The 12050-nt window shown below is 73.0% G+C and carries 12 protein-coding genes; 11 read left to right on the top strand and 1 reads right to left on the bottom strand.

Features of this window, described 5'->3' with window-relative positions:
* Positions 1 to 92 precede the first annotated feature (92 nt).
* Entirely contained in the window at positions 93 to 551 is a 459-nt protein-coding gene (locus ACFWV2_RS23865) for a cyclic nucleotide-binding domain-containing protein (protein WP_360790343.1), read from the bottom strand.
* 150 nt (positions 552 to 701) lie between these two features.
* On the opposite strand from ACFWV2_RS23865, the gene ACFWV2_RS23860 reads away from it, so the two are divergent.
* The 11 genes from ACFWV2_RS23860 to ACFWV2_RS23810 all read left to right on the top strand — a co-directional run bounded on the left by ACFWV2_RS23860 (position 702) and on the right by ACFWV2_RS23810 (position 12009).
* On the top strand, positions 702 to 1457 hold the full coding sequence (locus ACFWV2_RS23860; RefSeq protein WP_384407439.1) for an amino acid ABC transporter ATP-binding protein: 756 nt from the start codon (positions 702 to 704) through the stop codon (positions 1455 to 1457).
* Between the two features lie 66 nt (positions 1458 to 1523).
* On the top strand, positions 1524 to 2372 hold the full coding sequence (locus ACFWV2_RS23855; protein ID WP_384407437.1) for a glutamate ABC transporter substrate-binding protein: 849 nt from the start codon (positions 1524 to 1526) through the stop codon (positions 2370 to 2372).
* Positions 2373 to 2382: 10 nt separating this feature from the next.
* On the top strand, positions 2383 to 3048 hold the full coding sequence (locus ACFWV2_RS23850; protein ID WP_384407435.1) for an amino acid ABC transporter permease: 666 nt from the start codon (positions 2383 to 2385) through the stop codon (positions 3046 to 3048).
* Positions 3045 to 3968, top strand: coding sequence for an amino acid ABC transporter permease (locus tag ACFWV2_RS23845; RefSeq protein WP_384407433.1), 924 nt, complete (start codon positions 3045 to 3047; stop codon positions 3966 to 3968). The genes ACFWV2_RS23850 and ACFWV2_RS23845 overlap by 4 nt, the downstream gene beginning before the upstream one ends.
* A 107-nt stretch (positions 3969 to 4075) precedes the next feature.
* A complete protein-coding gene (locus ACFWV2_RS23840; RefSeq protein WP_384407431.1) occupies positions 4076 to 5680 on the top strand; it encodes a molybdopterin-dependent oxidoreductase in 1605 nt (534 codons plus the stop codon).
* 33 nt (positions 5681 to 5713) lie between these two features.
* A complete protein-coding gene (locus ACFWV2_RS23835; protein WP_384407429.1) occupies positions 5714 to 7870 on the top strand; it encodes an ATP-binding protein in 2157 nt (718 codons plus the stop codon).
* A 275-nt stretch (positions 7871 to 8145) separates the two neighbouring features.
* Positions 8146 to 8976, top strand: a complete 831-nt coding sequence (gene nadE, locus ACFWV2_RS23830) for an ammonia-dependent NAD(+) synthetase (protein WP_384407427.1) — start codon at positions 8146 to 8148, stop codon at positions 8974 to 8976.
* Positions 8977 to 9085: 109 nt separating this feature from the next.
* The gene (locus ACFWV2_RS23825; protein ID WP_384407425.1) at positions 9086 to 9475 is read left to right on the top strand and encodes a VOC family protein; all 390 of its coding nucleotides are present in this window, start codon (positions 9086 to 9088) and stop codon (positions 9473 to 9475) included.
* A 235-nt stretch (positions 9476 to 9710) separates the two neighbouring features.
* On the top strand, positions 9711 to 10391 hold the full coding sequence (locus tag ACFWV2_RS23820; RefSeq protein WP_384407423.1) for an ABC transporter permease: 681 nt from the start codon (positions 9711 to 9713) through the stop codon (positions 10389 to 10391).
* On the top strand, positions 10388 to 11062 hold the full coding sequence (locus tag ACFWV2_RS23815) for an ABC transporter permease (protein ID WP_384407420.1): 675 nt from the start codon (positions 10388 to 10390) through the stop codon (positions 11060 to 11062). The genes ACFWV2_RS23820 and ACFWV2_RS23815 overlap by 4 nt, the downstream gene beginning before the upstream one ends.
* A complete protein-coding gene (locus ACFWV2_RS23810) occupies positions 11059 to 12009 on the top strand; it encodes an ABC transporter substrate-binding protein (RefSeq protein WP_384407418.1) in 951 nt (316 codons plus the stop codon). Before ACFWV2_RS23815 ends, ACFWV2_RS23810 begins: the two co-directional genes overlap by 4 nt.
* Positions 12010 to 12050 lie beyond the last annotated feature (41 nt).

The raw sequence follows: 12050 nt of genomic DNA, 5'->3' as shown, positions 1-12050 counted from the left end.
GCCGGAGCGGGGGAGGAGGCCGGCGACGGGCGGGCCCGGCCCGCCGACCGCTCCCACCGTACCGTCCCGCTCCCGGAGAGCGCCCGTGGGCCTCAGGCGAGGATGCCGCTCCCGTGCGGGGCGTACAGGTCGAGGAGGCGGACCCGCGTCACCTGGAGGCGGTGGGCCAGGATGGCGCCCACCCAGAACATGACCGAGGCGCCGAACTCCGTGTCCGAGCGGCACATCGAACGGACGGCCGGGGCGTTGAACTCGTACGCCCGTACCGGCGTCATCGCCTCGGCCCCCGACTGGCACAGATACGGCGGGAACAGCCACGACAGGCCGACCAGCTCCCCGTGACGCAGGGTCTCGATCACCGGCGACCCGCGGCCGGGCACCTTCGCGTCGAGCGTCACCGCGCCCGTCTTCACGATCCAGAACCGGTCGGCGTGCTGCTGCTCCTCGAACAGTCGGTGACCGGAGTCGAAGTACACGTCCTCGGCGAAGGCCATCAGGCGCTCCCGGTGCTCCGTCGGCAACGTGCTGACCTTGGGTGCGGCACTTCTCATGGCGGACCCTCCTCGCGCACTGGCTCCTCTCCCCAGTGTCCGCCAGGCCGCCCCGGCGCGCGCCCCCTCCGGCGTGCGGGGCGCGGACGGAGGGCGGAGCATGAACGTGAGAAGCCAGCGGCAAGCGGGGGCGCGAGCCAGGAGGGTGCCATGCCCGTCCCTGACAGCGGCGACGCGCTCATCGTGCTGCGCGCCGTCGACAAGCACTTCGGCACGCTGCACGTCCTCCAGTCCATCGACCTGACGGTCCACCGCGGTGAGGTCGTCGTCGTCATCGGGCCGTCGGGCGGGGGGAAGTCGACGCTGTGCCGGGCGATCAACCGCCTGGAGACCATCGACAAGGGCGAGATCGTCGTCGACGGACGCCCCCTGCCCGCCGAGGGCCGGGAACTGGCGGCCCTGCGCGCCGACGTCGGCATGGTCTTCCAGTCCTTCAACCTGTTCGCGCACAAGACGGTCCTCGACAACGTCACCCTCGGCCAGATCAAGGTCCGCAAGAAGGACCGCAAGGCGGCCGAGCAGCGCGCCCGCGCCCTCCTGGACCGGGTCGGCGTCGCCTCGCAGGCGGACAAGTACCCGGCTCAGCTCTCCGGTGGCCAGCAACAGCGCGTGGCGATCGCCCGCGCGCTCGCCATGGATCCGAAGGTGATGCTCTTCGACGAGCCGACGTCCGCGCTCGACCCCGAGATGATCAACGAGGTCCTGGAGGTCATGCAGCAACTCGCCAGGGACGGCATGACGATGGTGGTCGTCACCCACGAGATGGGCTTCGCCCGCTCCGCCGCCAACCGGGTCGTCTTCATGGCCGAAGGCCGGATCGTCGAGGAGGCGACCCCGGACGAGTTCTTCGGCAACCCGCGCAGCGACCGCGCCAAGGACTTCCTCTCCAAGATCCTCCACCACTAGCCGCGGCCGGCCGTCGAGCCACGGCCGTCGCCCGACCAGCAGCCCCCAGGGGTGATCCTCATGATCATGAACCCGCTCAGGACCGGCAGGGCCGCCGTGGCCGTCGCCGCCGCCGTCGTCCTCTCCGTCACCTCCGCAGGACTCGCGAGCGGAGCGGCCGGCGCCGTGCCGCGCGACCACGGCGGCGACGAGATCACCGTCGGCATCAAGTTCGACCAGCCCGGCGTCGGCCTCAAGACCCCCGACGGCACCTACACCGGCTTCGACGTCGACGTGGCCACGTACGTCGCCAAGGAACTCGGCCACGACCCGTCCGACATCGTGTGGAAGGAGGCCAAGAGCGCGGACCGGGAGACGCTGCTCCAGCGCGGTGACGTGGACTTCATCGCCGCCTCGTACTCCATCAACGACGAGCGCGCCGAGAAGGTCGACTTCGCCGGTCCCTACCTCCTGGCCCACCAGGACGTCCTGGTCCGCGCCGACGACGACTCCGTCAAGCAGCCGTCCGACCTGAACAACAAGAAGCTCTGCTCGGTCACCGGCTCGACGTCCGCGCAGAACGTGAAGGACAAGATCGCCCCCGACGCCCAGCTCCAGGAGTACGGCGGATACTCCGAGTGCCTGACCGGACTCGAGAACGGCGTCATCGACGCCGTCACCACGGACGACTCGATCCTCGCCGGATACGCCTCGCAGAGCCAGTTCAAGGACAAGTTCAAGCTCGGCGGCTTCAAGATGAGCAACGAGAACTACGGCATCGGCGTCCAGAAGGGCAGCGACCTCAAGGCCAAGATCAACACGGCCCTGGAGAAGATGGTCGCCGACGGCTCCTGGGACGCGGCGGTGAAGAAGAACTTCGGCCCCGCCGGCTACCAGAGCGAACCCGCACCGAAGATCGGCGTCGTCGTGAAGTGAGTGGGTCGCCGTGTTCGACTTCCTGCAGGGGTACGACCTGCTCGGAGCCTTCTGGGTGACGGTGCAGCTCACCGTGTACTCCGCGATCGGCTCCCTGATCTGGGGGACGCTGCTGGCCGCCATGCGGGTCAGCCCCGTCCCCCTGATGCGGGGCTTCGGCACCGTCTACGTCAACATCGTCCGCAACATCCCCCTCACCGTCATCATCGTCTTCACCTCGCTCGGCCTCTTCCAGACCCTCGGGGTCAGCCTGGGCGCCGACCGCTTCACCACCATCAACTTCCGGCTCGCCGTCCTCGGCTTCATCGCCTACACCAGCGCCTTCGTCTGCGAGGCCATCCGCTCCGGCATCAACACCGTCCCCCTGGGGCAGGTCGAGGCGGCCCGCGCCATCGGGCTGAGCTTCCCCCAGATCCTGCGGATCATCGTGCTCCCCCAGGCCTTCCGCTCCGTCGTCGGCCCGCTGGCCAACGTCCTCATCGCCCTCACCAAGAACACCACCGTCGCCGCCGCCATCGGCGTCGCCGAAGCCGCTCTGCTGATGCGCGAGATGATCGAGAACGAAGCCCAACTCATCCTCATCTCCGCCATCTTCGCCGTCGGCTTCATCTGCCTCACCCTGCCCACCGGGCTCTTCCTCGGCTGGGTCGCCAAGAAGGCGGCGGTGAGGCGGTGAAGACCGGACCGACCGTCCTCTACGACGTCCCCGGCCCCCGCGCCCGGCGGCGCAACCTCCTCTACACCCTGCTGTTCCTCACCGCCCTCGCCGCGGTCGTGTGGTGGGTCACGGTGAGCCTCGCCGACAAGAACCAGCTCGAATGGGCCAAGTGGGCGCCCTTCTTCACAGACCCGCGCGTCTGGGAGACCTACGTCCTGCCCGCCCTCAGGAACACCGTGATCGCCGCCGCGCTCGCCATGGTGATCGCCCTGCCCCTGGGCGCGTTCCTCGGCATCTCCCGCCTCTCCGACCACCGTGCCCTCCGGGGCGCCGCGGGCACCGTCGTCGAGTTCTTCCGGGCCATCCCCGTCCTGATCCTCATGCTGTTCGCCAACGCGGCCTACTCCGAGTTCGCCGCCATCAGCCCCGAGACCCGCCCGCTGTACGCCGTCGTCACCGGCCTCGTCCTCTACAACGCCTCCGTCCTCGCCGAGGTCGTCCGCGCCGGCATCCTCGCCCTCCCCGTCGGCCAGACCGACGCGGCGAAGGCCATCGGCATGCGCAAGGGCCAGACCATGGCGTACGTGCTCCTCCCGCAGTCCGTCACCGCCATGCTGCCCGCGCTCGTCAGCCAGCTCGTCGTCATCGTCAAGGACACCGCCCTCGGCGGCGCGATGCTCGGCTTCTCCGAACTCCTCGCCTCCGTCCGCCCCCTGAGCGCCAACTACGGAGCCAACACCATCGCCTGCTTCACGGTCGTCGCCGTCATCTTCGTCATCCTCAACTTCGCCCTCACCACCTTCGCCTCCCGGCTCGAAGGACGGCTGCGGCGCGGCAAGAAGTCCAGCGGCGCGGTCGTCGGAGCCGGCGCCGTCGAAGAACTCGCCACCCCGGGCGAGCACCTGGACGGCCACGACACCCCGCCCCGCACCCGCTGACGCCGCAGCCCGGGCGTCCTCCGACCGCGCCGCCCCGCATCCGCCGAAGCTACGCCGCCCGGGTGAAGACACCCATCCGGCGACCGCCGGGTGCCGAAGTACCCACCATGAACGCCACCAGGACCAGCGGGACCCCACGGGACACGGACCGCGAGCCCACCCGTACCGACCGGCTCCTCGCCGCGCTGGGCGGCCTCCTCGCCGCGTACGTCTCGCTCGCCGTCGCGGATCTCGTCGCCTCCCGGGTACGACCCGAGGCGGGCCCCGTCCTCGCCATCGGCGACGCCGTCGTCGACCGGACCCCGGCAGCCCTGAAGGACTGGGCGATCCGCACCTTCGGCGAGAGCGACAAGACCGTCCTCCAGTTCGGCATCCTGGTCCTCCTGGCCCTCCTCGCCCTCGGCATCGGGCTGCTGGCACTCCGCCACCGACGGCTCGGCGCCCTCGCCGTCGCCGCCTTCGGCCTCCTCGGGGCCCTCGCCGCCGTCACCCGCCCCGACTCCGACTCCGCCCTCGACGCCGTGCCCTCCCTCATCGGCGCCGTCGTCGGCGCGGTCCTGCTGTACGCCCTGACCGGCCTGCTCACCCCGACACCCCCGAAGACCGGAGCGACCCGCCCCGACCGGCGGCGCTTCCTCATCGTCGCCGCCTCCACCGGACTCGCCGCGACCGGGGCCGCCGCCCTCGGCCGGACGGTCACCTCACCGGTGGAGGAGAACGCCGTCGCCTCCCGCGCGGCCGTACGACTGCCCCGCCCCGCCTCCCCGGCCCCGCCCGTCCCCGCGGGAGCGCGGCTCCGCGTCCCCGGCATCAGCCCCTTCGTCACGCCCAACCGCGACTTCTACCGCGTCGACACCGCGCTCGTCGTCCCCAAGGTCGACGCCGACCGCTGGCGGCTGCGTCTCCACGGCACCGGCGTGCGCGGGGACCTCACCCTCACCCTGCGGGAGCTCATGGCCCGCAGGACCGTCGAGCGGGACATCACCCTCGCCTGCGTCTCCAACGAGGTCGGCGGCCCCTACGTCGGCAACGCCCGCTGGCTCGGGATCCCCCTCGCCGAACTGCTCCGCGAGGCCGGCGTCCGCCCGCCCTCCGAGGGCGGCCCCGCCGACCAGCTCGTCGCCCGCTCCGTCGACGGCATGACCATCGGCACTCCCGTCGAGGACATCATGGACGGCCGTGACGCCCTCCTCGCCTTCGGCATGAACGGCGAACCCCTGCCCTTCACCCACGGCTTCCCCGTCCGCATGATCGTCCCCGGCCTGTACGGCTACGTCTCCGCCTGCAAGTGGATCGAGTCCATCGAGCTCACCACCTTCGACGCCTACGACGCCTACTGGGTCCCGCGCGGCTGGGCCGCCCAGGCCCCCGTGAAGACCCAGTCCCGCATCGACACCCCCCGCCCCTTCGGCCGCCCCGCCGCCGGTACCGTCACGGTCGCCGGCGTCGCCTGGGCCCAGCACCGGGGCATCCGGCGCGTCGAGGTACGGATCGACGAAGGCCCCTGGCAGGACGCCCGGCTCGCCGCCGAGGACAGCCGTGACACCTGGCGCCAGTGGACGTACCCCTGGACGGCCACCCCCGGCCGACACACCCTCACCGTCCGCGCCACCGACGGCACCGGCGCCACCCAGCCCGAACGGCGCACCCCCACGATGCCCGACGGCGCGCAGGGGTGGCACTCGGTGGTCGTGACGGTCGAAGGTGCGTAACGAAGCCGTCCTGGAGGCCCGTTCGCGGCCGTCATGAGAGAGACTGCTCGCGTGCGTGGACATCTTCCGGACGAGAACCCCGGTTTCGTGGGACGCCGCACGGAACTGGAGCGGATCTCCGCCGCGTTGGCGGAGCACCGCCTCGTCACCGTGACCGGCGTCGGGGGAGTCGGGAAGACCCGGCTCGCGCTGCGCGCCGCTCACCGCGCCGCCGACCGCTACCCCGACGGGGCCTGGTGGACCGACCTCACCCCGCTCGACGGCGACCGGCTGCTCGTCGCACTCGTCGCCGACTCCGTCGACCTGTCGGACCACACCCCCGGCATGGCGACCACCGGTCTCCGCCGCCGCCTCGCCCACGACCGGCTGCTGCTCGTCCTCGACTCCTGCGAGCACCTGGCCGAACCCTGCGCCCGGCTCGTCACCGAACTCCTCGCCGCCGCCCCCGGACTCACCGTGCTCGCCACGAGCCGGCTCCCCCTCGGCGTCGCGGGGGAGCGCGTCGTCCACCTCGACCCGCTGCCGCCCTCCGGACGGGACGCCCTTGAGCTGCTCCGGCGCGCCGCAGGGGAGGACTTCCCCGCGGCCGGCCCCGCCGGCGAGATCTGCGTACGCCTCGAAGGCATCCCGCTCGCCCTGGAACTGGCCGCCGCGCAGATCCGCCTCCAGGGCGTCGAAGCCGTACGCGACCAGCTCGGCACCCGCTTCGACGCCCCGCCCGGCGCCCGCTTCGACCTGCTCGTCCACCCCGAGCGGGTGTGGCCGAGCCGCCACCAGACCCTGCGTTCCGCCATCGGCTGGAGCCACGAGCTGAGCGCACCGCTCGAACGGCTCCTCTGGGCCCGTCTCTCCGTCTTCCGGGGCCCCTTCGACCTGGCGTCGGCGACCGCCGTGTGCGCCGGCGGCCCGCTGAACCGGGCGACCCTGCCGGACGCGCTCGCCGGGCTCGTCCGCGCCTGCGTCGTACGCCCCCCGGACGCGGGCGGGCGACACCGGATGCTCGACACGATCCGCGCGTACGGGGCGACCTGGCTGGACCGCACCGGGGAGACCGGGGCCGTCGCCGCCCGCCACGCCGCGCACTTCCGCGGTCTGGCCCGCCGGGCGGAGAGCGAATGGCACGGCGCCCGCCAACTGCGCTGGTACCGGACCGTCGACGCCCACCACACCGACCTGCGCACCGCGCTGGACCGGCTGCTGCGCACCGACCCCGACGCCGCCCTCGACCTCGTCGGCTCCGTCGCCTTCGCCTGGTCCTGCCGGGGTCGCCTGCGCGAAGCCCGCGACGGCCTCGAACAGGCCCTCCTCCTCAGCGAGGCCCGCGGCCGCGTCCGGGCCCGCGCCCTGTGGGCACTCGGCGTCACCCTCGTCCTCCAGGGCGAGTCCGGCCCCGCCCAGGACGTCAGCGAGCGCTGCGCCCGCGAGGCCCGGTACGCGGAACACACCGAGAGCACGGAACGGGAGACCGGGCGCGCACGGGACGCCGGCCGGCCGGACGACGAGGACGGCGAACGGCCGGGGAGCGTCGGTGCGGGGCGGCCCGGTGACCTGACGCTCGACGCCGCCGCCCTCGCCGGGCTCCTCGCCCTGACCACCGGCCGGCCGATGGCCGCGTACGTCATCGTGGGCCACGTCCTCGACGCCGCCCGGGGCGGCCCCGCCGACTCCGCCGCCCGGCTCCGCTGCCACCTCGTGCGGGTCTTCGCCCTCACCGGCCTCGGCCGGCTCGCCGAGGCCCGGGAGCGGGCCCTCGCCCTGCGCGCCCTGTGCGAGGGGATCGACGAGCACTGGACCCGAACCGCCCTGGAGTACCAGCTGGCCCTCACCGGCCTCCTGGAGGGCGACCCGGCCACCGCGGCGGGCCACGCCCGCGCCATGCTCGAAGGCACCCGCCGCCTCGGGGCGAGCCTCGGCGTGGCCCTCGGTCTCGACGTGCTCGCCACCGCCCTCGCGGCGGCCGGCGACGGCGAGCGGGCCGCCGACGTGTCCGGCACCGGGGAGGCCTACTGGCGTGCCACGGGCCAGCCCCGGCGCGGACTGCCGGGCCTGCGGGCGCTGCGGGAGAAGTACACGGACACCGTCCGCGCCACCATCGGCGAGCCCGCGTACGAGGAGATCTTCGTGCGCGCCCTCACCGGTCCTCCTCAGGACGGCCTCGACCGGGCGCTCCGCGGGCCCCGGCAGGCGTGAAGGGCCGTGCGGGGCGGCGCGGGGGCCGTCGGCCGGGAGCGGAGCGGCACCGGGCGCCGACGAGGTCCCGCGCGCGCGTGGACACCCTCCCGCCACGAGGCGCCGGGTCCGGGAACGGAGGCCCGCCGCCGGGACCAGCAGGTCAGGACGACGGCGCCGGGTCCCGGTGCGTAGAGTCGACCCCGTAGACCCGACGGCGCGCGGCCCCGGCACCCACGGGCGGAGCACCGCACCCCGCCGAGCCGCCGCCGACCGAACCTGACGAGGAGCCCTCCGTGACCGACCCGGCGTCCACCGCCCTCCAGCAGCAGATCGCCCGGGACCTCCAGGTCTCCGAGACCTTCGACCCGAAGGCGGAGATCGAGCGCCGGGTGGCGTTCCTCGCCGAGCGCCTCACCTCCACCGGTCTGCGGTGCCTCGTGCTCGGCATCAGCGGAGGCGTCGATTCCACGACCGCGGGCCGGCTCTGCCAGCTCGCCGTGGAGCGGGCCCGCGCCGCCGGTCACGACGCCACCTTCTACGCGATGCGCCTGCCGTACGGCGTCCAGGCCGACGAGAAGGACGCGCAGACCGCCCTGGGCTTCATCCAGGCCGACCAGGTCCTCACCGTGGACGTCAAGGCGGCGAGCGACGCGGCCCTCGATGCCTGCGTCGCCGGCGGGGTGGCCTTCCGCGACGCCCGCCACCAGGACTTCGTGCAGGGCAACATCAAGGCACGCCAGCGGATGATCGCCCAGTACGCGGTCGCCGGAGCCCAGGACGGTCTCGTCGTCGGCACCGACCACGCCGCGGAGGCCGTCTCCGGCTTCTTCACCAAGTTCGGCGACGGCGCCGCCGACGTCGTCCCGCTCACCGGCCTCACCAAGCGCCGCGTCCGCGCGGTCGCCGCCGAGCTCGGCGCCCCGGGCGAGCTGGTGTGGAAGGTCCCCACGGCCGACCTGGAGACCCTGGACCCGGGCAAGCCCGACGAGGACGCACTCGGCGTCACGTACGACGAGATCGACGACTTCCTGGAGGGCAAGCCGGTCTCGGCCGCCGCCTTCGCCTCCATCGTGCGCCGCTACGAGCTGACCGAGCACAAGCGTCAGCTGCCGATCGCCCCCTGAGCGCACCACGTCGGGTACGGACTCCGCGCCCCGACGGGCGGCGGAGTCCGGCCGATCGGCGGATCCTGGAAGGGGTGCCTCGGACCAGGCCCCCGGAAGGGAGCACGTCATGTTCGGCGAAACCTCCGCGTTCAGCGGCTTCTCGGTCGACGACCTCGACGCCGCCCGGCGCTTCTACGGCGAGACCCTCGGCCTGACGGTGGAGGAGGAGGGGGAGGGGGACATGCGGATGCTCTTCCTCACCCTGGCCGGGGGGACCCGGATCTTCGTCTACCCCAAGGACGACCACACCCCCGCCACCTTCACGATCCTCAACTTCGAGGTCGACGACATCGACGGAGCCGTCGACGAGCTGACCGGTCGCGGAGTGACCCTGGAGCGCTATCCGGACTTCGAGACCGACGACAAGGGCGTCATGAGGGTCGAGGGCGGGCCGGCCATCGCCTGGTTCACGGACCCGGCGGGCAACGTCCTCTCGGTGCTCCAGGACCACGGCTGACCGCGTCACGGCTGACCGGACCGGGGCCGACCGAACCCCGGCAGGCCGCACACGGCTGACCGAACCCCGGCTGACCGCACACGACTGACCGAACGCCGGCAGACGGGACACAGCCGACCGAACCCCGGCCCGCCGCGTCACCGTCTGCCGCGTCACCGCCGACCGCGTCACGGCCCGCCGACCCGAACGGACCGGCCCAGATGCGCGGCAGCCCCGTTCCGCCTCGAATGGGAGGGTGATCGCGCCGCCCGACGACTGCCTCGCCCGCAACGAGTGGATCTGCGGCGCCTATCTGTCCACCCGGAGCGAGATCCTCACCGACGCCGTCGTCCAGCACCTCCAGCTGACCGGCGTCTCCGTCGCCCTCGGCCTGCTCATCGCCCTGCCCCTCGCGGTCGCCGCCCGCCGCTGGCGCTGGGCGGCGGGCCCGGTCCTCGGGGTCACCACGCTCCTGTACACGATCCCGGCGCTCGCGATGTTCTCACTGCTCCTGCCCGTGTACGGCCTGTCCGCCGCCCTGGTCGTCGCCGGCCTCGTCCTGTACTCCCTCACCCTCCTCGTCCGGAACATCCTCGCCGGACTCCGCGCGGTCCCCGAGGAGACCCGGCAGGCGGCGCGCGGCCTCGGGTACGGGCCGGTCCGGCTCCTTCTCGCCGTCGAGCTGCCGCTCGCCCTGCCCGCGGCCATGGCCGGGCTGAGGATCGCCGCCGTCTCCGCCGTCTCCCTCGTCACCATCGGTGCGATCGTCGGCCACGGCGGCCTCGGCAACCTGATCTACGCGGGGATGAACACCTACTTCAAGGCCCAGGTCCTCACCGCCTCCGTGCTCTGCGTCCTCATCGCCGTCGTCGCCGACCTGATCCTCCTCGGCGCACAGCGCCTGCTCACCCCCTGGACCCGGGGGCGGGCGGCGTGACCACCCTCGCCGACACCTGGTCCTGGCTGACCACGGCCGCGCACTGGTCCGGCGAGAACGGCGTCTGGCACCGGCTCGGCGAGCACCTCCTCCTCACCGTCGTCTCCCTGGTCATCAGCTGCGCGATCGCCCTGCCGGTCGCCCTCGTCCTCGGGCATCTGGGGAAGGGCGGCACGCTCGCGGTGAACGTCTCCAACGCCGGCCGGGCCGTCCCCACCTTCGCGGTCCTCGTGCTGCTGCTGCTCAGTCCGATCGGCTCGTACGGCGACTGGCCGACGATCATCGCCCTCGTCCTGTTCGCCGTGCCTCCGCTGCTGACCAACGCGTACGTGGGGATCCGGGGCGTCGACGCCGATGTCGTACGGGCCGCCCGGGGCATGGGCATGACGGGAGGTCAGACCCTGGCCCGGGTCGAACTGCCGCTCGCGCTGCCCCTGGTCCTCACCGGCGTACGGATCGCCGCCGTCCAGCTCGTCGCCACCGCCACGGTGGCCGCCCTCGCCGGCGGGGGCGGGCTCGGCCGGATCATCACCGCCGGGTTCAACCTCGCCTCCACGCCGCAGGTCGTCGCGGGCGCCTGTCTCGTCGCGGTGCTCGCGCTCCTCGTGGAGGGCGTCTTCGAGGCCGTTCGACGTCTGGTGCCCGGCGGGGCGCGGGGGAGTGGGGCGTGAGACGGCGGCGGGGCCTCGTGCCGGCCGTCTGCCTCCTCGTGGGCGCCACCGGCTGTGCCACGGGGCCGTCCCTGGAGGACCGGGACGCGGTGACGGCCGCGCCGGGCGACAGCCGGCGGCTGACCGTCGGCTCGGCCGGGTTCACCGAGAGCGACCTGCTCGCCCAGATGTACGCCCTGCTGCTCCAGGAGGCCGGTCACCGGACGAAGATCCTCTCCGTCACCAACCGCGAGCTGTACGAACCCGCCCTGGAGCAGGGTCAGATCGATGTCGTACCGGAGTACGCGGCGACCTTCGCGGACTGGCTGAACGCCAAGGTCAACGGGGCGGACGCGCCGACCGTCGGCTCGCCCGACCTGGGCGCGACCATGACCGCGCTCCGCGCGCTCGCGGGGCCGCGCGGGCTCACCGTCCTCGACGCGGGCCGCGCCGTCGACCAGAACGCCTTCGCGGTGACCGCCGCGTTCGCCGCCGAGCACCGGCTGAAGACCCTCAGCGACCTCGGTGCCACCGGTCTCCCCGTCCGACTCGCGGCCGGGGACGAATGCGTCCGGCGGCCGTACTGCGCACCCGGTCTGGAGAAGGTCTACGGCATCGACGTGACCGCCGTGGACCCCAAGGGCGTCGGCACCACCCCGGCCAAGCAGGCCGTCCAGAACGGTCAGGACCAGATGGTGCTCACCACGACCACCGATGCCACGCTCGACGACTTCGGGCTCGTCCTGCTCGCCGACGACAAGCACCTGCAGAACGCCGATCACATCGTCCCCGTGGTGAACCGCGCCCGGGCCGGGAACGAGGGCGTCACCCGGGCGCTTGCCCGCCTCAACACGGTCCTGACCACGGCCGACCTGGCACATCTCAACGAACAGGTGGACAGCTGGCGTCGCCTCCCGGAGGACGTCGCACGGAACTACCTCGTGGACCGGGGCCTGGTCACGCGCTGAGCGGCCGCGGACGTGTCGTCAGCCCGCTGAACAGCGTCTCT

Source organism: Streptomyces sp. NPDC058671 (genome assembly GCF_042716475.1).
GTDB lineage: Bacteria > Actinomycetota > Actinomycetes > Streptomycetales > Streptomycetaceae > Streptomyces.
The sequence above is the reverse complement of the archived record's forward strand: the minus strand, read 5'-3'. Positions and strand labels throughout refer to the sequence as shown.